Source organism: Arthrobacter sp. NPDC080031, assembly GCF_040702485.1.
In the GTDB taxonomy this organism is placed as follows: Bacteria; Actinomycetota; Actinomycetes; order Actinomycetales; family Micrococcaceae; genus Arthrobacter.
In genome coordinates this window covers 138,324-159,459 of record NZ_JBFBLA010000003.1, presented here as the reverse complement: position 1 = coordinate 159,459, position 21,136 = coordinate 138,324, and the positions used below count along the sequence as shown (strand labels likewise).

The 21,136-nt window shown below is 64.1% G+C and carries 18 protein-coding genes and 1 tRNA gene; 18 read left to right on the top strand and 1 reads right to left on the bottom strand.

Annotation, left to right across the window (positions count from 1 at the left end; all coding sequences use genetic code 11):
• The first annotated feature begins 268 nt into the window (after positions 1–268).
• The 18 genes from AB0323_RS03775 to AB0323_RS03690 all read left to right on the top strand — a co-directional run bounded on the left by AB0323_RS03775 (position 269) and on the right by AB0323_RS03690 (position 19,406).
• Positions 269–1,375 carry a BMP family ABC transporter substrate-binding protein gene (locus tag AB0323_RS03775; RefSeq protein WP_284752450.1) on the top strand — a complete coding sequence of 369 codons (1,107 nt, stop codon included), beginning with the start codon at positions 269–271 and terminating at the stop codon, positions 1,373–1,375.
• A 164-nt stretch (positions 1,376–1,539) separates the two neighbouring features.
• On the top strand, positions 1,540–3,090 hold the full coding sequence (locus AB0323_RS03770) for an ABC transporter ATP-binding protein (RefSeq protein WP_364532640.1): 1,551 nt from the start codon (positions 1,540–1,542) through the stop codon (positions 3,088–3,090).
• 103 nt (positions 3,091–3,193) lie between these two features.
• Positions 3,194–4,456: an ABC transporter permease gene (locus AB0323_RS03765; protein WP_366176254.1), complete on the top strand. Its 1,263-nt coding sequence runs from the start codon at positions 3,194–3,196 to the stop codon at positions 4,454–4,456.
• Positions 4,453–5,964 carry an ABC transporter permease gene (locus AB0323_RS03760; RefSeq protein ID WP_366176170.1) on the top strand — a complete coding sequence of 504 codons (1,512 nt, stop codon included), beginning with the start codon at positions 4,453–4,455 and terminating at the stop codon, positions 5,962–5,964. Before AB0323_RS03765 ends, AB0323_RS03760 begins: the two co-directional genes overlap by 4 nt.
• Positions 5,965–5,966: 2 nt before the next feature.
• A complete protein-coding gene (locus tag AB0323_RS03755; RefSeq protein WP_366176169.1) occupies positions 5,967–6,377 on the top strand; it encodes a cytidine deaminase in 411 nt (136 codons plus the stop codon).
• Positions 6,374–7,684: a thymidine phosphorylase gene (locus AB0323_RS03750; protein WP_366176168.1), complete on the top strand. Its 1,311-nt coding sequence runs from the start codon at positions 6,374–6,376 to the stop codon at positions 7,682–7,684. Before AB0323_RS03755 ends, AB0323_RS03750 begins: the two co-directional genes overlap by 4 nt.
• A gap of 65 nt (positions 7,685–7,749) precedes the next feature.
• Complete coding sequence (locus AB0323_RS03745) at positions 7,750–8,400, top strand: DedA family protein (protein ID WP_366176167.1); 651 nt, start codon at positions 7,750–7,752, stop codon at positions 8,398–8,400.
• 238 nt (positions 8,401–8,638) lie between these two features.
• Positions 8,639–9,343, top strand: a complete 705-nt coding sequence (locus tag AB0323_RS03740) for a DedA family protein (protein WP_366176253.1) — start codon at positions 8,639–8,641, stop codon at positions 9,341–9,343.
• A 28-nt stretch (positions 9,344–9,371) separates the two neighbouring features.
• Positions 9,372–10,526, top strand: coding sequence for an adenosine deaminase (locus tag AB0323_RS03735; protein WP_366176166.1), 1,155 nt, complete (start codon positions 9,372–9,374; stop codon positions 10,524–10,526).
• A 121-nt stretch (positions 10,527–10,647) separates the two neighbouring features.
• Positions 10,648–11,286, top strand: coding sequence for a MazG nucleotide pyrophosphohydrolase domain-containing protein (locus AB0323_RS03730; RefSeq protein WP_366176252.1), 639 nt, complete (start codon positions 10,648–10,650; stop codon positions 11,284–11,286).
• Between the two features lie 93 nt (positions 11,287–11,379).
• The gene (gene eno / locus AB0323_RS03725) at positions 11,380–12,660 is read left to right on the top strand and encodes a phosphopyruvate hydratase (RefSeq protein WP_078105972.1); all 1,281 of its coding nucleotides are present in this window, start codon (positions 11,380–11,382) and stop codon (positions 12,658–12,660) included.
• Positions 12,661–12,817: 157 nt separating this feature from the next.
• Positions 12,818–13,555, top strand: coding sequence for a septum formation initiator family protein (locus AB0323_RS03720; protein WP_366176165.1), 738 nt, complete (start codon positions 12,818–12,820; stop codon positions 13,553–13,555).
• A 56-nt stretch (positions 13,556–13,611) separates the two neighbouring features.
• The gene (locus tag AB0323_RS03715) at positions 13,612–14,331 is read left to right on the top strand and encodes a DUF501 domain-containing protein (protein ID WP_366176164.1); all 720 of its coding nucleotides are present in this window, start codon (positions 13,612–13,614) and stop codon (positions 14,329–14,331) included.
• Entirely contained in the window at positions 14,328–15,302 is a 975-nt protein-coding gene (locus AB0323_RS03710; protein ID WP_366176163.1) for a Ppx/GppA phosphatase family protein, read from the top strand. The genes AB0323_RS03715 and AB0323_RS03710 overlap by 4 nt, the downstream gene beginning before the upstream one ends.
• A 16-nt stretch (positions 15,303–15,318) precedes the next feature.
• Positions 15,319–16,707 (top strand): S8 family serine peptidase, encoded by a 1,389-nt coding sequence (locus tag AB0323_RS03705; RefSeq protein WP_366176162.1) that lies wholly within the window; start codon positions 15,319–15,321, stop codon positions 16,705–16,707.
• A 71-nt stretch (positions 16,708–16,778) separates the two neighbouring features.
• Positions 16,779–18,224 carry an FAD-dependent oxidoreductase gene (locus AB0323_RS03700; protein WP_366176161.1) on the top strand — a complete coding sequence of 482 codons (1,446 nt, stop codon included), beginning with the start codon at positions 16,779–16,781 and terminating at the stop codon, positions 18,222–18,224.
• Between the two features lie 145 nt (positions 18,225–18,369).
• Positions 18,370–19,290 (top strand): N-acetyltransferase, encoded by a 921-nt coding sequence (locus AB0323_RS03695; RefSeq protein ID WP_366176160.1) that lies wholly within the window; start codon positions 18,370–18,372, stop codon positions 19,288–19,290.
• A 42-nt stretch (positions 19,291–19,332) separates the two neighbouring features.
• Positions 19,333–19,406 (top strand) — tRNA-Leu (locus AB0323_RS03690).
• A 183-nt stretch (positions 19,407–19,589) separates the two neighbouring features.
• On the opposite strand, the gene AB0323_RS03685 is transcribed toward AB0323_RS03690, so the two are convergent.
• Entirely contained in the window at positions 19,590–21,134 is a 1,545-nt protein-coding gene (locus tag AB0323_RS03685; RefSeq protein WP_364532603.1) for an alpha-L-arabinofuranosidase C-terminal domain-containing protein, read from the bottom strand.
• Between the last annotated feature and the right edge of the window lie 2 nt (positions 21,135–21,136).

The window sequence follows — 21,136 nt, the reverse complement described above, 5'->3', positions numbered from 1 at the left end:
ACTGACTACCGGCCCCGGCGGGCGGGCATCCTAGAACCGTTGGCTGGGAGTTCCTCTACTGCTTGGTAACAAAAGCTCAACAATCTTCGGGTTGTTGGGCTTTTGTGTTAGCCGGGTGTGTCCAATCCCACTAAGGTTGTGCCATCAGTGCGCCCAAGGCGCAGTGCTGCGAAGCATCAGTGAAAACAGAATTTCAGACTCGAGTTTTCGAAACGGACACTCATTGACCAACTGTCGTAGCATCAATCACTTTCTTCCTGGAGGAAAATTGAAGCAATCACTGCGTGCCACACTAAAGCGCGGTTCATTTGCGGGCGTCGCAACTGCGGGCGCCGCTGCACTTTTGCTGGCAGGCTGCGGTAGCGCACCGTCGGCGTCGAGCTCGGGCAGCGCCACCAAATCCGACTACACCGCATGCATGGTGTCCGACTCCGGCGGCTTCGATGACAAGTCGTTCAACCAGTCAGGCTTCGAGGGCCTCCAGGCGGCAGCCAAGGACCTGAGCATCCAGGAGAAGCACGTCCAGTCCAAGGCCGACACGGACTACGACCCCAACCTTCGTTCCATGGTCCAGCAAGGCTGCAAGCTGACGGTGACCGTCGGCTTCCTGCTGGGCGACGCCACCAAGAATATTGCGACGGCGAACCCGAACAGCCACTTCGCCATCATCGACTACTCGGACCCCACCTTCCCGAAGAACGTCAAGCCGATTGTCTATGACACGGCCCAGGCCGCGTTCCTGGCCGGGTACCTCGCCGCCGGCACTTCCAAGACGGGCAAGGTTGCCACCTTCGGTGGTCTCAACATCCCCACCGTGAGCATCTTCATGGACGGCTTCTCCGACGGCGTGAAGTACTACAACCAGAAGAAGGGCAAGTCCGTCCAGCTGCTTGGCTGGGACAAGGACAAGCAGGACGGAACCTTCGTCGGCGACTTCAAGCAGGTCGACAAGGGCAAGGTCCTCACCCAGGGATTCCTGGACCAGGGTGCCGACGTCGTCCTTCCCGTCGCTGGTCCGGTTGGAGCGGGCGCCGGAAGTGCGATCCTTGACGCCAAGGCAAAGGGCACGGACGCAAAGCTGATCTGGGTCGACTCGGATGGCTACCTGACCGCACCCGCCTACAAGTCGGTCATCCTGACTTCGGTCCAGAAGACCATGGCGACCGCCGTCGAAACGGTCATCAAGGCCGACAAGGACGGCAAGTTCGACCCTAGCCCCTACGTTGGCACGCTCGACAACGGGGGCGTGGCGCTTGCCCCGTTCCACGATCTCGACTCCGCAGTGCCGGCTGACATGAAGAGCGATCTTGACCAGCTGAAGAAGGACATCATCTCCGGCGCAGTCAAGGTCGAATCGAAGTCCAGCCCCAAGTAAAAATCCGGGCTAAACCGCGTCGCGCTGCCCTTCAGCCGAATTTTGGCAGAAGGGCAGCGCGTTCTGCGTTGCCTCCACTTTTGCTCTTCGACACTCCTTGGCCGAGCACTATGCTGGGAGCACGGTGATGACGAGGAGCCATCCTTTATAGATGGGTTGGAGTTTTGAAACTCGAACTGAAAGGGATCACGAAGCGCTTCGGATCCCTCGTAGCCAATGACCACATCGATCTCGTGGTTGAACCCGGCCAAGTCCATTGCCTCCTGGGCGAAAACGGTGCCGGTAAATCCACCCTGATGAATGTCCTTTACGGACTCTACGACCCCAGCGACGGCGAAATCCTGGTCGACGGAAAGCCGGTCGTTTTCAAGGGTCCCGGAGATGCCATGGCGGCAGGGATCGGAATGGTCCACCAGCACTTCATGCTGATTCCGGTATTCACCGTCGCCGAAAATGTTGCGTTGGGAAATGAATCCACCAAGGCAGCCGGGTTCCTGAACCTGGATGAAACCCGCCGCCGGATCTCCGAGATTTCCAAGCAGTACGGATTCCACGTCGACCCCGATGCCCTCGTGGAAGACCTGCCTGTGGGCGTGCAGCAACGGGTCGAGATCATCAAGGCACTCGTGCGCGACGCCGAGGTCCTGATTCTCGATGAACCGACCGCCGTTCTCACTCCGCAGGAAACCGATGAGCTCCTGGACATCATCCGCCAGCTCAAGGCAGCCGGAAAATCGATTGTCTTCATTTCGCACAAGCTGCGTGAGGTCAAGGAAATATCGGACATCATCACGGTGATCCGGCGGGGCAAAGTAGTGGGCTCGGCTGATCCCTCGGCCTCCCCGACGGAACTCGCCTCGGCGATGGTGGGCCGGGCGGTCAGCCTGACCTTGGAAAAGAAGCCGGCCCAACCGGGTGAAGCGACCTTCAAGGTCCGCGACCTGACCGTTGTGGACCACAATGGCCAGCACGTCGTGGACGGGCTGAGTTTCGACATCGCGAAGGGCGAAGTGCTTGCCATCGCCGGTGTCCAAGGCAACGGCCAGACGGAGCTCACGGAAGCCATCCTCGGCGTCCAGCAGCACGTCACCGGGTCCATCGTCCTTGACGGCGTCGAATTGCTCGGCAAGAGCGTCAAACAGGTGTTGTCCGCCGGCGTCGGGTTCGTCCCTGAGGACCGCAAGATCGACGGCCTGGTGGGAACGTTCTCCATTTCCGAGAACATGATCCTGGACTTGTACGACAAGCAGCCTTTTGCCCAGGGCATCGGCATGAAACCGGCCCTGATTGCTTCCCACGCGGAGAAGAAGGTCGAGGAGTTCGATGTGCGGACGCCGTCGATCGATGTCGCGGTGGGCACGCTCTCCGGAGGCAACCAGCAAAAGGTGGTCCTGGCCAGGGAGCTGTCCAGGCCATTGAGGCTCTTCATCGCATCGCAGCCCACCCGGGGCCTCGACGTCGGCTCCATCGAATTCGTGCACAAGCGGGTCATTGCCGAACGGGACAACGGAACTCCCGTGATGATCGTCTCCACGGAGCTCGATGAAGTGCTCGAGCTCGCTGACAGGATCGCCGTTCTCTACCGTGGAAAGCTGGTCGGCATCGTTCCCGCCGGTACCTCCCGCGATGTGCTGGGCTTGATGATGGCCGGCGTTCCGGAACATGAGGCAGAACTGACTGCGCACAAGACCCTCGAGGGAGGAACACATGTCTGAGTCCACCACCCCTCGACAAGAAAACGAAGTCGAGCCGGAGCGCCCGGAAACATTGGACGACGAGGTCGTCCTGGACGTCGCACTGGACACGGCCGACGGCACAATGGCCCCGTCCGTGATTCCGGCTACCAGCCAGGGCGGACAGATCCCGCATGCCGCCGGTGGTTCGGTCTTCCGGCAGATCGTGACGGGAAACGCCATGGTCTCGGTGTTGTCCGTGCTGCTCGCGATTGTTCTCGGCGGAATCCTGATGGCGGTGACCAACCCCAAAGTGGCCGAAACCGCAGGCTATTTCTTCGCGCAACCGGGGGACATGCTCACCGAGGTCTTCAGGCCCTACGTGGCGCTTGTCCAGGGCTCGATATTCAACTGGGCCGGCGCCGACGCCGCAGCCCAGCTGTACCCGATCACTGAAACCCTGACGGTGTCGACGCCGCTGATCCTGGCCGGACTCGGCGTGGCCTTGGCCTTCCGTGCGGGCCTGTTCAACATCGGTGCGCAAGGGCAAATCATCTTTGGCGCGCTGTTCGGCGCCTACGTGGGCTTCACCTGGCACTTGCCTTTCCTGGTTCACCTGCTGCTCGTCATCGTTGCCGGTTTGGTCGGCGGCGCGGTCTGGGGCGGCGTCGTCGGCCTCCTCAAGGCCCGGACCGGCGCGCATGAGGTCATCGTGACCATCATGCTGAACTACATCGCCAACTTCCTGCTCCTGTTCCTCCTGACCACTCCGGCTTTCCAGCGCAAGGGCTCGACCAACCCGATCTCGCCCTTCCTGGACCAATCGGCACTGTTCCCGGAGTTGCTCGGCCCCCAGTTCAGGCTCCACGCGGGCTTCCTCCTTGCAGTGCTGGCAACGGTTTTCGTCTGGTGGCTCCTCAAGCGATCCACGCTCGGCTTTGAATTCCGGGCCGTGGGCGCCAACCAGAGCGCGGCACGCACCGCTGGAATCAACGTTCCCCGGGCCGTGATCCTGGTGATGGCGATTGCGGGCGCGCTTGCAGGCCTGGCCGGCATCGCGCAGGTATCCGGAACGGAGAAATATCTCTCCGGAGGCGTCGCGGCGTCCATCGGATTCGATGCCATCACGGTCGCCTTGTTGGGCCGTTCGACGCCGTGGGGAACCTTCTTCGCCGGGCTCCTGTTCGGGGCGTTCCGTGCCGGAGGCGTCGCGATGCAGGCTCAAACCCAGACCCCCATCGACATCGTCTTGGTCATCCAGTCCTTGATCGTCCTGTTCATTGCGGCACCTCCACTGGTGCGCGCGATCTTCGGGCTGAACCCGCGGAAAAAGAAGAAGGCCACAGGCGGCCCCGGCTCCGGAAGCATCCCCTCCGGAAAAATCGAGAGCGGAGCTGCAACAGCATGAGCACCACAACAACTCAGCCCGGCGGTGGCACACCCGCCGGCAACGCCCCGGCGAGCCGCAGAAAAGCGGGTGCCACCGAGCTGGTGAGCTGGAAGGCCGGAATCGGACTGTCCCTGCTCGCAATCCTGGGAACCGTGCTGTTCGGTTTCATGTCCAATTCGAAGTCGGCAGGCTTCGGCATAGCCGAGGCGGCCAATGAAGCGGCCTCCAGCGTTGCTGCGTTGGTCACGTTCGTCCTGGCCCTTCTTCTTTCCGTGTGGTTTATATACCTGTGGTTCACCCGCCGTCGTTCGGGCCTCGCGTCGGGTTCAGGCACCGTACCGGGTTGGTTGCCCGCATCCACTGTCGCCGCCGTGGTGGTCCTCGGCCTTGCCGTGCTCGGAGTGGCAAAGGTTTCCAAGATCACGCTTCCATCGGCGGCCATCGGCTGGACCGCCGCGGTGATTCTCCTGGCCCTGGCCGGCTACACGGTGTATCTCACCCAGGCGAAGACGGCCGCTCCCCGCTGGGTGGGCGGTACCTTTGCCGCGGTGTTCCTCATCGGATTCATGGTCTGGATCGTGGCTGGCGGAAATGGCGACGAACCGTCGATCTCCCTCGCCGGACTGATCGCAGGATCCGTAACCTTGGCCGTGCCGCTGGTCTTCGGATCCCTTTCCGGCGTCCTGTGCGAACGCGTCGGTGTGGTCAACATTGCCATTGAGGGGCAGCTCCTGCTGGGAGCATTCTCGGCGGCCGTTGTTGCCACAGTGACGCACAATGTCTATGCCGGGCTGGTCGCGGCGGCCGTCGCTGGAACGCTTGTTTCCTTGGTCCTGGCCGTGGTCAGCATCAAGTACCTCGTCAACCAGATCATCGTCGGCGTCGTGCTCAATGTCCTCATCAGCGGACTGACGAGCTTCCTCTTTTCGACGCTGCTGACGGCTGACCCGGACGGACTCAACAAGCCGGGCCGCTTGCCCCCGGTGGACATTCCCTTCCTGTCCGATATCCCCATCATCGGCCCCATCCTGTTCCACCAGTCCCTCGTGGGCTATTTGATGTACATCGCCGTGATCGTCGTTTACCTCGGCCTTTTCCACACGAAGTGGGGACTGCGCGTCAGGGCCGTCGGCGAACACCCGCAGGCAGCCGACACAGTGGGCATCAACGTCAACCGGACCCGTTTCTGGAACGTGCTCATGGGCGGTGCGATCGCGGGCATCGGCGGCTCGTTCTTCACCCTGGTATCCGTGGATGCGTTCAGCAAGGACATGTCCGGTGGCCGTGGGTATATCGCCCTGGCGGCGCTGATCTTCGGGCGCTGGAACCCGATCGGCGCCTTCCTTGCCGCGTTGCTGTTCGGCTTCGCGGACAACCTCCAGAGCGTCATCACCATCATCGGATCGCCCGTGCCGAGCCAATTCATGGCGATGCTGCCGTACGCCTTGACGGTCTTCGCCGTCGCCGGATTGGTGGGCAGGTCCCGGCCGCCGGCGGCAAGCGGCATACCGTACGTCAAGGGCTGACCGTGGCGCTCACAGATACCGACGTGGACTGGGCAGCCCTCGAGGCCGCTGCGGTTACCGCCATGGGGAAGGCCTACGCTCCTTATTCGAAGTTCCCGGTGGGGGCAGCCGCCCTCACCGAGGACGGACGGATCGTCAGCGGCTGCAACGTCGAGAACGCCAGCTATGGACTCACCCTGTGCGCCGAGTGCGCCCTGGTGGGAGACCTCCATATGGGTGGCGGCGGCAGGCTGCGGGCGTTCTATTGCGTCGACGGAAAAGGCAATGTCCTGATGCCGTGCGGCCGGTGCAGGCAATTGCTCCATGAATTCAGGGCACCTGGCATGCAACTCATGACAACGCAGGGCATCAAGACCATGGACGAAGTGCTGCCAGATGCCTTCGGTCCCGACAACCTGGAGGAGAACCGGTGACACAGACTGAAGCGTTTGATGCCGTACAGATCATCAGCATCAAGAGGGACAAGGGCACCTTGAGCCCCGAGCAGATCGACTGGACCATCGATGCCTACACCCGCGGCGTCATTGCCGACGAGCAGATGGCGGCCCTGAACATGGCCATCCTGCTCAACGGGATGGACCGTGCCGAGATCTCACGCTGGACCGAGGCGATGATCGCCTCGGGCGAGCGGATGGACTTCTCCAGCCTTCGGCGTCCCGACGGCGGCGTGAAGCCCACCACCGACAAACACTCCACCGGGGGCGTCGGGGACAAAATCACCCTTCCGTTGGCACCGCTGGTGGCGGTCTTCGGGGTGGCTGTTCCCCAGCTTTCCGGCAGGGGACTGGGGCACACGGGCGGCACGCTCGACAAGCTCGAAGCAATTCCCGGGTGGCGGGCGAACCTGAGCAACGAGGAAATCCTGGCCCAGTTGCAGGACGTGGGTGCAGTCATCTGCGCCGCCGGCACGGGTTTGGCTCCGGCGGACAAGAAACTCTACGCCTTGCGCGATGTCACGGGCACGGTGGAAGCCATTCCCCTGATTGCCTCCTCCATCATGAGCAAGAAGATCGCCGAAGGCACGGGCTCACTGGTGCTGGACGTGAAGGTGGGCTCCGGGGCGTTCATGAAGGACGAAGCCCGTGCCCGCGAGCTGGCCGAAACCATGGTGGCCCTGGGCAAGGATGCGGGCGTCAACACGGTGGCCCTCCTGACGAACATGAGTACGCCGCTTGGCTTGACTGCGGGCAATGCCATCGAGGTGGAGGAATCGGTGGAGGTGCTTGCGGGCGGCGGTCCGGAAGACGTCGTCGAGCTGACCGTCAGGCTCGCCGAAGAGATGCTCGCCTGCGCAGGAGTGCACGACGCCGACCCTGCGGCCGCCCTCAAGGACGGCCGCGCGACGGACGTCTGGAACCGCATGATCGAAGCCCAAGGCGGCGATCCGCGTGCCGCCCTGCCGGTGGCCAAGGAATCCGAGGTCATTCCGGCCCCGGCCGATGGCGTCCTGGTGGAGCTCGACGCCCTGGCCGTGGGTGTGGCTGCGTGGCGCCTCGGCGCCGGACGTGCCCGGAAGGAAGACATCGTCCAGGCCGGTGCAGGGGTGCGGATGCACGCCAAACCGGGCGCCCTGGTCCGGGCGGGGGAGCCACTCATGACCCTCCTGACCGACACGCCGGAAAAGTTCGAAAGGGCCAAGGAAGCCTTGGAGGGCGCCGTCCTCATCGCACCGGAAGGGTCGCGGCCGGCGCAACAGCTCATCATCGACCGGATTTCCTAGGTTGATCTCCCGGGCATTTTGGGATGCCCGGGAGATAATCCCTGCGGGCAATCGTTAGGAAGACCGTGGAAGCCATCAACGACTTCATCCTCGCAGCGGCAGGGCAGCCTTGGGTCTTGCTTCTGGTTTTTGCCTGCTGCGTGATCGACGGTTTCTTCCCGCCCGTTCCCAGCGAGTCGATGGTGGTGGGACTCGCTGCAGTCTCCGTGACCACAGGGATGCCCAACACGTGGCTGCTGATCCTTGTGGGGGCCCTCGGGGCTTTCACAGGCGACAACATCGCTTACTTGATCGGCCGCAAAGCGGGTGTTCTCCGCTGGCGGTGGATGCGTTCCCAACGGATGCAGGGTGCCTTCCGCTGGGCCGGGAGGGAACTTCGACGCCGGGCCGCGTCGCTGATCATGGTGGCCCGGTTCATTCCCATCGGCCGGGTGGCAGTCAACCTGACGGCCGGTGCAACCCATTTCCCGCACGGCATGTTTGTGGGGCTCACGGCCATGTCCGCCGTTCTGTGGGCCAGTTATTCGGTGGCCATCGGTGTGTTCTTCGGCCAATGGTTCGAGCACAACCACCTGCTCGGAGCGATCATCGCGATCGGCGCGGCCATCATCCTGGGAATCATCGTGGACCGGATCATCAGCAAAGTCCGCGGGGCCACGCCTTCCACCGAAGAGGACGAAGAAACCGGCGAGCCCGAAGAGGAATCCGTCGTGTAGCTTGCGCAAGCAAGGGTGGCGCCGCCTCCTCCCTTGGTATGAGGCCCCCGGCGCCCGAAGATCCCTCCACGGGGGGATGCCTCCATCCCAGCTTTCGAGCTAGCCTTAAATTGTGTTCAACCCCCGGCCGGGACGTAGCGAACGACGCCCGGGCCGTGGGACACTGGATAGCGATCTATGTCACGCGACCGTGTGACTTTCCTTGAGGAGCAATGCCTGCGTGGAATTCATGAACCACATGCTCGAGCATGCCGCCGGGCAACCGTGGATCTACCCGGTGCTCCTGGTTTTCTTTTTCATCGACGGCTTTGCCACGATCCTTCCCAGTGAGACCGCGATCGTCGGGCTCTCGGCCCTTGCCATGCACCGGGGCGAGCCGAACCTGTGGCTCCTCGGCGCTACTGCGCTCGTCGGGGCCATGGCAGGCGACAACATGGCGTACATGCTGGGCCGCAAGATCGGCCTGGACCGCTGGAAATGGATGCGCAAGCCGAAGGTCCAGAAGATGTTCGCCTGGGCACATTACGAGCTGGACAAGCGCGGCGCAGTGCTTATCTTCACGGCCCGGTACATACCCTGGGGCCGGGTAGCGGTGAACTACGTCGCTGGACAGACCGGCTTCCGCCACAAGACCTTCTTCGTCCTGGATGCCTTCGCATGCTTCACGTGGGTAGGTTATTCGATCGGCATTGGATCCCTGGCCGGCCACTGGGTGCACAACAACCCGCTGCTCGGCGTGGGAATTGCCGTGGCATTCGCCGTAGTGCTCGGCGTCATTGTGGACCACACCTTGCGTTGGTGGCACAAGCACCTTGAAAAGAAGGACGGGGAAAAGAAGGACGGCGGGAAGAAGGAAGCAGCTTCCGCGGAAGCAGCCGCAACAGACGAGGGCACCGCGGTTAACGCGACTGCCGGCGTCGAGCGCTCGAACCCCGCTGGCTAAGCTTCTTCCGTCCCCCTAAAGTTGAGACGTGACTGAGCCTATTGTTGACGCCGCCCCTGCCCTTGACTTCGACCTGAAGAGCCTGCCGAAAGTTTCCCTTCACGACCACCTGGACGGGGGACTGCGTCCGGCCACCATCATTGAGCTGGCGGAGGCTGTCGGCCACACCCTGCCTTCCACGGATCCCGTGGCGCTGGGCCAGTGGTTCCGTGAGTCCGCCGATTCCGGTTCTTTGGTCCGCTACCTCGAAACCTTTGACCACACGATCGCTGTCATGCAGACCAAGGAAGGCCTGGCGCGCGTCGCCAAGGAATTCGTCGAGGACCTGGCTGACGACGGCGTCGTGTACGGCGAGATCCGTTGGGCACCCGAACAGCACCTGCAGAAGGGCCTCACCCTGGACGAAGTTGTGGACGCTGTCCAGGAAGGCCTTGACGCCGGCGTGGAAATCGTTGAGGAGTCCGGCCGCCAGATCCAGGTGGGCCAGCTCATCACGGCGATGCGCCACGCGGACCGCGGCCAGGAAATTGCCGAGCTCGCCGTACGCCACCGCTACAACGGAGCTGTCGGCTTCGACATCGCCGGCGCCGAGGACGGCTTCCTGCCCTCCCGCTTCAAGGACGCTTTCACCTACCTGGCCGAGCACAACTTCCCGGCTACGGTGCACGCCGGCGAAGCTGCAGGCCTGGAAAGCATCCAGTCCGCCCTGGTGGACGGCCGCGCCCTGCGCTTGGGCCACGGCGTACGTATCGCGGAGGACATCACCGTTGAGTTCGAAGATGCCGAGGGCGAAGAAGCCGACGATGACGCCGAGGACACCGTCGGCATGGTCACCTTGGGTGAAGTGGCCGGCTGGGTGCGCGATCGCGGAATCGCGCTGGAAATCTGCCCCTCGTCCAACCTGCAGACCGGGGCAATCGCGAACTTCGGCGAAGGCATCGAGAACCACCCGCTGGACATGCTTTACCAGTTGGGCTTCAACGTCACCATCAACACCGACAACCGGCTCATGAGCGGCGTAACGCTCACGGACGAGTTCGAGCTTCTCGTGGAGACCTTCGACTACGATCTGGACGACCTCCTCGAACTGACCCTCAACGCCGCCGAGTCCTCGTTCCTGCCGCTGGACGAAAAAGAAGCGTTGGTGGAGTACATCAACGACGCCTACGCCAACCTTGGCTGAGCAAACTCCTGCACGCGCCGGTTCCCCTGAACGGCCCACGGCAGCAGGGGTCGCCGGCCGGGTTTGCGAGGTGGGGGAGCTGCTGCAAACAATCGCCTCCCTGCGCGAGCATTGTCCGTGGATGGGTGCGCTGACCCACGAGTCCCTCGTCGAGTATCTGATCGAGGAAGCGTACGAAGTGGTCGACTCGATCGAGGCCGGCGCGTCCGGTTCCGATACCGCCGACGAACTCCGGGGCGAGCTGGGCGATGTGCTGCTCCAAGTGGTGCTCCACGCCCGGCTCGCCGAGGAGCAAGGACAGTTCACTTTCGACGACGTCGCGCGCACCATCACGGAGAAGATGGTGCGGCGCAACCCGCACGTCTTCAAGCCGGACGGGTCCTTGCAGGAATCCTTCCCGGCCACCGTGGAGGAGATCGTCGAAAAGTGGGACGCCGTGAAGAAGGCCGAAAAGCCCGGGCGTTCGGATCCTTTTGAAGGAATACCACCACACCTTCCCGCCCTCGCCCTGGCGCAAAAGTCGCTTGACCGTGCCGAGCGCGCCGAGCGCGCGGGCGGCCCGGAACGCAGTGTCGATCCAGTCGCGGCGGTGGAGGTTCCCGATTCCGAAGCCGCGCTCGGAGACATGCTGCTTGCCGTCGTCGCGGGCTCGAGGAAGAAGGGTTTCGACGCCGAACGGGCCTTGCGCGGTGCCGTCCGCCGCTATCAAGGGCGCGACGGGGAAGCCACAAAACGTGAGGGGTCCGACGCCGTTCCGTAACCTTGGCCGGTCTCGACTAGGCTAGTGGCGACGAGGACGTCGAGAATTTCCCTCAAGATTCCCAGTAAATCGCTTCACCATAAGGAGCAGTCCATGGCGCTTATCGATGCCATCCACGCCCGCGAGATCCTTGATTCCCGCGGAAACCCGACAGTAGAAGTTGAAGTTCTGCTTTCCGATGGCCAGATCGGCCGCGCCGCAGTTCCCTCCGGTGCTTCCACCGGCGAGCACGAAGCCGTTGAACTGCGCGACGGCGACAAGGGCCGTTACCTCGGCAAGGGCGTCCAGAAGGCCGTTGACGCGGTCATCGACGAAATCGCCCCGGCCCTGATCGGCTTCGACGCGACGGACCAGCGCAGCATCGACCAGGCCATGATCGACCTCGACGGCACCCCGAACAAGGGCAAGCTCGGCGCCAACGCTATCCTTGGCGTTTCCCTCGCCGTGGCCAACGCAGCCGCCGCCTCCGCGGATCTGCCGCTGTACAAGTACCTCGGTGGCCCTAACGCCCACGTCCTGCCCGTCCCGCTGATGAACATCCTCAACGGCGGCTCCCACGCCGACTCCGACGTCGACATCCAGGAATTCATGATCGCCCCGATCGGCGCCGAGACCTTCTCCGAAGGCCTGCGCTGGGGCGTTGAGGTCTACCACAACCTCAAGTCCGTCCTGCAGGCCAAGGGCCTCTCCACCGGCCTCGGCGACGAAGGCGGCTTCGCGCCGAACCTGCCGTCCAACCGCGCCGCACTGGACCTGATCCAGGAAGCCATCAAGAACGCCGGCTACACCCCGGGCAAGGACATCGCCCTCGCGCTGGACGTCGCCTCCTCTGAGTTCTACAAGGACGGCGCCTACCAGTTCGAAGGCAAGGCACTCTCGGCTACCGAGATGAGCGCCTACTACGCCGAACTCGTTGCCGACTACCCGCTGGTCTCCATCGAAGACCCGCTGGACGAAAACGACTGGGAAGGCTGGAAGACCCTCACCGACACCATCGGTGACAAGGTCCAGCTGGTGGGCGACGATCTCTTCGTCACCAACCCGGTCCGCCTGCAGCAGGGCATCGACTCCGCCACGGCCAACTCCCTGCTCGTCAAGGTCAACCAGATCGGTTCACTGACCGAAACACTGGACGCCGTTTCCCTGGCCCAGCGCTCCGGTTACACCACCATCACCTCGCACCGCTCCGGCGAAACCGAAGACACCACCATTGCTGACATCGCCGTTGCCACCAACGCGGGCCAGATCAAGACCGGTGCCCCGGCCCGCTCCGAGCGCGTCGCCAAGTACAACCAGCTGCTGCGCATCGAAGAAGAGCTCGACGACGCCGCACGCTACGCCGGCCGCAGCGCTTTCCCGCGTTTCAAGGGCTAGTATCCGCTGAAACAGCTGACCGGTGGCTATGGTGGAAAGACCATAGCCACCGGTTCTGTTTAACGAAATGTGCGAGCACTTCGGCAAACCGCAGGCTCCGTGAGGCACGCAACGCGCAGCAACCCGCCAGGCAAGCACCAGGCATTACAGGAGTGTCATGGCCACCCGCCGCCCCAAGGTCCCCCGGGCAGATGCCCTGGGCCGGTCGCCACAAAAGAACCCCGACGGCGGCCATGTTATCCGTGCCGACTTCGGCGAGTCCCGCAAGGCAAACGCTGGCCAGCCAGAGAGCCAGGTTAACGCCGGGTCTAGGACGTCGTCCAATGCCAGGCCCGAGGGCGGCACCCCAAGGAAGGGCCAGTCCGGATCCAAGGCTGGTTCTGCGGCGAAACCGGGAGGTTCGCTTCCGGGCAGGGCTGGAAACACCCCGGTTGTCGGCAAGGCATCCAACAAAGCCTCCGGTGCCGGCTCGGCCCACCCCGACAAGGACCACAGCGCGCGTCCCGTGCCCGCGAAGGCGTTCTCCGGACGCATGCTTGCCCTCGCCGTGGTGATGATTGCGATCACCATCATGCTCGCGCCCACAGTCAAGATCTGGTTGGAGAAAAAGGCGGAAATCTCCGGCCTGGAAGCCGACATTGCCAGTAAACAGGCCGAGCAGGCCAGCCTCCAGAAACAGATCACGCGGTGGCAGGACCCCAACTATGTGAAACAACAAGCCCGAGACCGCATTAACATGGTTATGCCGGGTGAAGCAGGCTACTGGGTGTTTGGTGGAGACGTTCCCGCCGGAACACCGGGCGGAAGCACCAGCTCGGGAGCTTCCGGGAGCCCGTCCAATCTGCCATGGGTGGATGGCCTGTGGGAATCCATCAGGCGCTCGGCAACAGACTAGACGCGGTGCCCGCCGCCGTCGCGCCCTGACGGGCGCGGCCAAACAGGGCAGGAAGGATGGCAGCGCCAGTGGAAGACAACTCGGCACCTGCATCGCAGGAGTCCCGCAAGCCATCAGCACACGATCTCGAAATCCTCAGCCGCCAGCTCGGACGGCCGGTGCGCGACGTCGTCGAAATCCCGGCGCGTTGCGTGTGCGGCAACCCGCTTGTGGCCGCGACCGCTCCGCGCTTGAGCAATGGCACCCCGTTTCCCACGACGTTCTACTTGACGCACCCCGTCATCACCGCCGCTGTGTCGCGGCTGGAAGCCGGGGGGCTCATGAATGAGATGAACGAACGGCTCACGGCTGACGAGGCTTTGGCAGCGGCCTACAGGAGCGCCCACGAAGCCTATCTCCAGGCTCGTGACGAGATTGCCGGACGGGCCGGCACCGGGGACGTCCCCGAGATCGCAGGCGTCTCTGCCGGCGGCATGCCCACCCGCGTCAAGTGCCTGCACGTACTGGTCGGACACTCCCTGGCCGCCGGTCCCGGCGTCAATCCGCTCGGCGACGAGGCCATCGTGGCGATCAGCGAATGGTGGACCGCGGACCACTGCTATTGCGACGGCGCTTGGGACAGTGCGGGGGAGGCCCCGTCCCGGGAGCTCAGCCGCCACGGACCGCAGGGCCTTCCGGACATCGTGGGCCGTCCCGCTCCGGTCCGCAAATCCAAGTCCTCCTCCCACGCAACAGAGCCAGCAGGGGAACCAGCCGCAGGGGAGCTCAACGTATGAACCGGGTAGCTGCCATCGATTGCGGCACCAATTCGATCCGGCTCCTGATCGCGGATTCAAACAGTGCGGACGCCGGCTCTCCCTTGCGGGACGTTGTCCGCGAGATGCGCGTGGTGCGCCTCGGCCAAGGGGTTGACGCCACCGGCGAACTTGCCCCAGAGGCGCTCGAACGCACCTTTGCGGCAACCGCCGACTATGCCGAGCTGATCCGCCATCATGGCGCCAAGGGCGTCCGTTTCGTGGCGACCTCTGCCAGCAGGGACGCCCGCAACCGGGACGTCTTTGTTGACGGGATCCGGAACCTGCTGGGCGTCGAACCCGAAGTCATCTCCGGCGACGAAGAAGCGGCCCTGTCCTTCGCCGGTGCGAGCAGCGTGCTGCCTTCGCGCGGCAAGGACCCGATCCTTGTAGTGGACCTTGGCGGCGGAAGCACCGAGTTCGTCCTCGGAGACTCCGACGGCGTCATCGCCGCCAGGTCCGTCGACATCGGCTGCGTGCGGCTGACCGAACGGCACCTCCGCAGCGACCCTCCGACGCCGGAGCAGATCGCCGCCGCGGAAGCCGACGTCGACGCAGCCATTGACCTCGTCGCCCGCACGGTCCCGCTGGGCAGGGCCACCGCCGTCGTGGGCGTTGCCGGTTCCGTCACCACCATCACTGCGCACGCCTTGGGCCTGAGCGAGTACGATCCCGCACTCATCCACGGTGCCAGCCTGGACCTCGAGACCATCACCGACGCCGCTACCAGCCTGCTGGAAATGAGCCGCGAGGAACGGGCCCGGCTGCCCTACATGCACCCCGGACGCGTGGACGTCATCGGAGCCGGCGCCCTCGTATGGCGCCGTATCCTTCAGCGCTTGGCTGAGCTGGGAGGGGGGTCGATCACTGCGGCCACCGCGAGCGAGCACGACATCCTCGACGGCATCGCGCTGAGCATCCGGAGTACTCGGAGTACTCGGAGTACTCGTTAAAGGTGGGTATTCGCTGATGACGTTGCCACACGGTTGGGGCCGCCGGACAGCATCGGCCGCCCTGGCCGCCATGCTGGCCGGGGGAACCCTTGCAGGGGCGCTGCTTACCGCACCATCGGCGTTTGCCGACTCTTGGCGGGACAAGGAATACTGGCTCAACGAGTACGGCATTTCCGCAGCCTGGCAGGTATCCAAAGGTGCGGGAGTGAAAGTGGCCATCATCGACAGCGGGGTGGACGGGCAACACCCCGACCTCAAGGGCGCGGTGGTCGGCGGAACCGACACTTCCGGTGCGGGCGATCCGGACGGACAGAAGAGCATCGGGGCCAAGCCCGAGCACGGGACCCTCGTTGCGACTCTCCTTGCAGGGCGCGGACACGCTACGGCCAGCCCATCGGCGTCTCCTTCGCCGACGTCGTCTTCTTCGCCCGATTCCAGCGTTGGCCCGGACGGAATCGTGGGCGTCGCCCCCGAAGCCCAGATCCTGTCCGTCTCCGCTTGGCTCGGTTCGCCGAATCCCGCTGGCAAGACGGACCAGGAACAGATTCCCGAAGCTGTTCGATGGGCCGTGGACAACGGTGCCAAAGTCATTAACATTTCCCTCGGCAGCACTTCGCCCGATTGGCCCCAAAGCTGGGACGCGGCGTTCCTCTATGCCGAACAAAAGGACGTGGTGATCGTGGCCGCGGCGGGGAACCGGATCGGCGGAAACGTCCAGGTAGGCGCACCCGCCACGATTCCGGGCGTCCTGACCGTTGCGGGACTCGACCGGAACCGTACGGCCAGCGTCGACGCCTCTTCGCAGGGAATCAGCATCGCCGTCTCGGCGCCCGCGGAAAAGCTGGTGGGTGGCTTGCCCGGGGGGAGCTATGAAGATTGGGCCGGCACGTCCGGCTCCGCACCGATAGTCTCCGGCGTCGCAGCGCTGATCCGCTCGAAATGGCCGGATATGAGCGCCAAGCAGGTCATCAACAGGATTGTGTCCACGGCCGGGGATGCCGGGGCGCCCGGCAAGGACCCCATCTACGGTTACGGCATCCTCAATGCCGAGGCGGCCCTGAAAGCCGATGTGCCCGAAGTGGCGAGCAATCCGGTGGGATCCATTGCGGAATGGATACGGGTCCATCGACGCGGGGACCTCAGCAGCCCCACGCCTCAGCCAACGTCGAAACCGAGCATCCCCGCAGCCACCTTGGCGGATCCCACAGTTCCCGCGGCGAAGGCGCCCTCGCAAGCCGACACTGCGGTTCCGGCCGCGGTGGTCATCGGCTTTGGATCGCTTTTCGTGGCGATCGTTGCGGGCGCTTCGGTCCAATTGAGGCGCGCCTACCGGAGCTCCCCGGAACTGCCCGACGAGCCCGCGACCGGCGTGGTGGACACCGTGGATCCGAGCGGCCCGAAATAGCCTCCGGGGCTGGTGTGTAGCTTCGGGAAATAGTTAGTGAAGATTTTCACAAGGTGCTGTACTCTATTGTTATGGCAACCACCCCTGAGCTCATTGACCGTCCCCGTGTTCTCGTTGTCGGCGGCGGATACGTCGGCCTGTACGTAGCACTCAAGCTGCAGAAGAAGATCGCGAACGCCGGCGGCATCGTCACCGTCGTTGATCCCCTTCCCTACATGACCTACCAGCCCTTCCTCCCCGAAGTGGCCGGCGGCAACATCGAGGCACGCCACGCCGTCGTCTCCCACCGCCAGCACCTCAAGCAGACGGAACTCATCCAGGGCCGCGTCACCAGCATCGACCACCAGAACCGCACCGCTGTTGTTGCTCCGGCCGACGGTGGAGAGCCTTTCGAGGTCCCCTACTTCGACGTCGTGGTTGCCGCCGGCGCCATTACCCGCACCTTCCCGATCAAGGGCCTCGCCGACGAGGGCATTGGCCTGAAGACCATCGAAGAAGCGGTGGCCCTGCGAAACAAGGTCCTTGAGCGCATCGAGGTCGCCTCCACGATGACGAACGCCGCCGAGCGCGCCAAGGCCCTGACCTTCGTGGTCGTGGGTGGCGGTTTCGCCGGTATCGAGTGCATCACCGAGATGGAAGACCTCGCCCGCGCTGCCGTCAAGAACAACCCGCGCATCCGCCAGGAAGAAGTCCGCTTCGTTCTTGTCGAAGCCATGGGCCGCATCATGCCCGAGGTCACCGCAGCCCAGGCCGAGTGGGTTGTTGAACACCTGCGCAGCCGCGGCATCGAGGTCCTGCTCAACACCTCCCTCGACAACGCGGAGGGTAGCCTCAAGCTCATCAACCTGCCGGACAAGTCCCCTGCGCAGGAGTTCGAAGCCGACACCCTCGTGTGGACGGCAGGCGTGCAGGCCAACCCGATGATCCGTTCCACCGACTTCCCGCTCGAGCCGCGCGGACGTGTCCGTGTCCTCCCGGACCTGCGCATTGCAGGCGACGAAGGCATCATCGACAACGCCTGGGCGGCCGGCGATATCGCTGCCGTTCCGGACCTCACGGGCAGCGGCCTGCCGGACGGCACCTGCGTTCCCAACGCCCAGCACGCACTGCGCCAGGCCAAGCGCCTCGCCAAGAACCTGTGGGCCTCCCGCTGGGACAAGCCCATGGCCGACTACAAGCACAAGAACCTCGGTGCGGTTGCCGGCTTCGGCGAATGGAAGGGTGTTGCCAACATCAACGTCCTGGGCCGTATCGGCCTCAAGGGCGGACTCGCCTGGCTGGCCCACCGCGGTTACCACGGCTTGGCCATCCCCACCGGTGAGCGCAAGGTCCGCGTGATCTTCAACTGGCTCCTGGGCATGACCATGGGCCGGGACACCACCCAGCTGCTGGACCTCGACAACCCGCGCGGAGCCTTCGTGGCCGCGGCCACCCCGGCCCCCAAGCCGGCCGCCGCACCCGCGCCGGCTGCTGAGCCCGCTGCAGCAAAGGCCCCGGTCACGGCTGACGCCAAGTAGCGAACGCCAAGTAGTACCGCCGACGGCGGCCGTCTCCCCACGCGGGAGGCGGCCGCCGTCGTCGTTTACCCGTCGTTGGCCCCGGGTCCTGTCTTCGACGGCGGATGCCGGCATGGTCCGCGACGGCGGGTCCTAGACTTGCAGCATGGCTGGCGAAAGCGATCTGACGACTCTTCTGACATCCATGCAGCCCGTGCTTCGAGACGGCGACTACGTGTACGCATTGTGGCCGCACGGGAAACCGCTTGAAGGCCATATCGAAGCCGCTGTCCGCGAAGCGGAAGGCCTCACCGTGGTGTTGCGCCGAGAGGAAGCCGGGCGCCTGGGACTGTCCTACGATTTCGTGGCGGCGTGGATCACCCTTCAAATCCACTCTGCGCTGGAAGCTGTGGGGCTCACCGCGGCAGTCAGCTCCGCCCTCACGGCAGCCGGTATCAGCTGCAACGTCCTGGCGGGCTTCCATCACGACCACCTTTTGGTTCCATCCGCCGAACGCGGGCACGCCATGGAAGTCCTTGGACTGCTGGGCCAAGGCGTGGTGCTTCGAACGGAGCGGCCGGCCGACCGCGAGTCCGTGCTGGCGCTCACCGCTGCCGCCTTTTCCACCAGCCCGGTCACCGGGCTGCCGGTCGAAGGAGTCCCGGCCGAAGTGACGCTGCTGCGCAAACTTTTCGACTGCGATGAGTACCTGCCGGAGTTCAGCATCGTGGCCGAAATTGCCGGTGAGATCGTGGGCCACGTCATCAGTACCCGCGGTTGGATCGGTGATCTACGGCTTTTGGGTCTAGGGCCCCTCAGCGTCGAGCCGCACCTGCAGCGGCGCGGCATCGGATCTGCGCTCTTGCGGGAAACAGCGCGGCGGGCCGACGATGCGGGAGAACCGGGCATCGCCCTGCTGGGCAGCACCGCGTACTATCCGCGCTTCGGGTTTCTACCCGCCCGCACCCTGGGCGTGATGGCCCCCGACGCCGGGTGGGGAGACCATTTCCAGTTGTTGCCCCTCAAAGCATGGCCCGACGGCGTCAGCGGAACCTTTCGTTATGCGACGCCATTCGAACGGCTCTAGGAGACCCGGGAGGGGAGTGCGCTGGGTTACCATTATCCGGGCGCCCCAGTAGCCCAATTGGCAGAGGCAGCGGACTTAAAATCCGCGTGTTGTGGGTTCGAGTCCCACCTGGGGCACGCGCCGGCACCGCAGTAGACGGTGCCCTTGAGGTAGTCGTGCTGCAGCTGTGGCAGCGGGCGACACCGGGGGAGAGGGCCTACCTCAGGGCGATCTCCCCCGGCTGAGACGAACCCTCGGCTCGGGGTTCCGATGTCACCTGACACTCCCAACGGGCTCTCCTCCCGAGGGCAGCAGATGCGTCATGGAGTGGTGGGGCTTGCCGTCCAGACTCCCATCGCGGTGCTCCACTGGTAGGGGTTGTGATTGGCCTTGAACTCGCCGATTTCGCATATGGAAACGCTGTGGGGCGGGAGGGTGGTCACGCCGTCGCTGAAGAGGAGTTCAACCGGCTCGGGCTTGACTCTCTCCGGGCTCTCGACGTCGTTGAATGCATCTGCGTGGGGGCCGGTCAGGATGACGGCGGTGCGCGTTCCGTTGACCGACTGGCCCTGTATCCCGATCCGGACTTGAGCGTGCTCAACATCGGATTTGTTCACAAGCGCCACCTTGATTCGCCCGGTTTCGTCGGCTGTGGCGATGGCGTCCACGAGCGGGACTGCGCCGGCGGGTGTGTTGAGGCTGGAGGATGAGACGGCGGAATCGACCACCCGCGGGCCGAGGAGATTCGCGTACATGCTCATGACATGGAAGGTTGTGCGCTTGACGACACCTTCCGGGTGGACGAACAGGGGCCCGCGGGTGTTGATCGTGGGGGCGAGGTTGGCCATTCCGACGATGTCACCATTGCGTATGCAGCTGTTGAGGAAGGCCGCTGAGAAGACCGCATCGGCCATCGTGTAGGTGGCGTTGTTGTCGTTGAGGTCGCGCGCGGCGATGGCAGCGTCGTCGTTTCCCCAGGGGTGGTGCCAGCCTCTCAGGTTCCATTCGTCAAAGGCGATCTTCACGTGCCGCTGCCCGGAGGCCTCGATAAGGGCGCGTGCCATGGCAATCTGCTTCTCGGGTGCGAGGGTCAGGCCCATGCAGTCCAGGTAGGACGAGGGGTTGTTGGAGTAGGCTAGCTTGTCCCAGTATCCGTGGATGCTGATGTAGTCGAGGTACTTCCCGGCCTGCTCGAGCAGCGGGATGGCCCAGTCCGGCTTCTCGACTGCGGCTGCGAGGAGTTTGACTTCTGAATCGATGCGCCGCATGAGCTTGGCGGATTCGGTGACGAGGGACGCCCATTCCGCCGCCGATTTCGCGCCGATTTCCCAGTCTCCGTAGTTTTCGTTGCCGATGCTCCAGAACGGTACGGCGAACGGTTCGCTGTGGCCGTTGTCTGCCCGCAGGTTGGCCCACTTGCTGCCCTTCTCGCGGTTCGTGTACTCGAGCCAGCTTGCCATCTCCTCGGGCGTCCCTGTGCCTGCATTCGTGCAGATGTAGGGGTCGGTTCCCAGTTCGCGGCACCATTCCACGAACTCGTCAGTGCCGAAGGTATTGGGGTCAACCACCCGCCATGCGGGGTCGTAGACGGGGGACCTGTCGGGCCCGACTCCGTCAAGCCAGTGGTAGGCGGAGACGAAGCAGCCGCCGGGCCAGCGCACGTTGGGGATCTTCAGTTCCCGGAGGGCTTCGAGGACGTCGACGCGGAATCCTCGCTCATCCGACAGGTGCGAGCCGGGATCGAAGATGCCTCCATAGATCTGGCGGTGGAAGTGTTCGATGAACTGTCCGAAGATGTGCCTGCTGTACTCGACCTGCCTGCGCTGGGGGTCGATTTCCATAGAGGCCATAGGTGTCTGATTCACGA

What these genes read in the sequence shown, in the direction of transcription:
- AB0323_RS03765 (WP_366176254.1), top strand. Translation starts at nt 3,194, where the DNA reads ATGGCCCCGTCCGTGATTCCGGCTACCAGCCAGGGCGGACAGATCCCG.
- AB0323_RS03760 (WP_366176170.1), top strand. Translation starts at nt 4,453, where the DNA reads ATGAGCACCACAACAACTCAGCCCGGCGGTGGCACACCCGCCGGCAAC.
- AB0323_RS03740 (WP_366176253.1), top strand. Translation starts at nt 8,639, where the DNA reads ATGCTCGAGCATGCCGCCGGGCAACCGTGGATCTACCCGGTGCTCCTG.
- AB0323_RS03730 (WP_366176252.1), top strand. Translation starts at nt 10,648, where the DNA reads ATGGGTGCGCTGACCCACGAGTCCCTCGTCGAGTATCTGATCGAGGAA.
- eno (WP_078105972.1), top strand. Translation starts at nt 11,380, where the DNA reads ATGGCGCTTATCGATGCCATCCACGCCCGCGAGATCCTTGATTCCCGC.
- AB0323_RS03720 (WP_366176165.1), top strand. Translation starts at nt 12,818, where the DNA reads ATGGCCACCCGCCGCCCCAAGGTCCCCCGGGCAGATGCCCTGGGCCGG.
- AB0323_RS03715 (WP_366176164.1), top strand. Translation starts at nt 13,612, where the DNA reads ATGGCAGCGCCAGTGGAAGACAACTCGGCACCTGCATCGCAGGAGTCC.
- AB0323_RS03710 (WP_366176163.1), top strand. Translation starts at nt 14,328, where the DNA reads ATGAACCGGGTAGCTGCCATCGATTGCGGCACCAATTCGATCCGGCTC.
- AB0323_RS03705 (WP_366176162.1), top strand. Translation starts at nt 15,319, where the DNA reads ATGACGTTGCCACACGGTTGGGGCCGCCGGACAGCATCGGCCGCCCTG.
- AB0323_RS03700 (WP_366176161.1), top strand. Translation starts at nt 16,779, where the DNA reads ATGGCAACCACCCCTGAGCTCATTGACCGTCCCCGTGTTCTCGTTGTC.
- AB0323_RS03695 (WP_366176160.1), top strand. Translation starts at nt 18,370, where the DNA reads ATGGCTGGCGAAAGCGATCTGACGACTCTTCTGACATCCATGCAGCCC.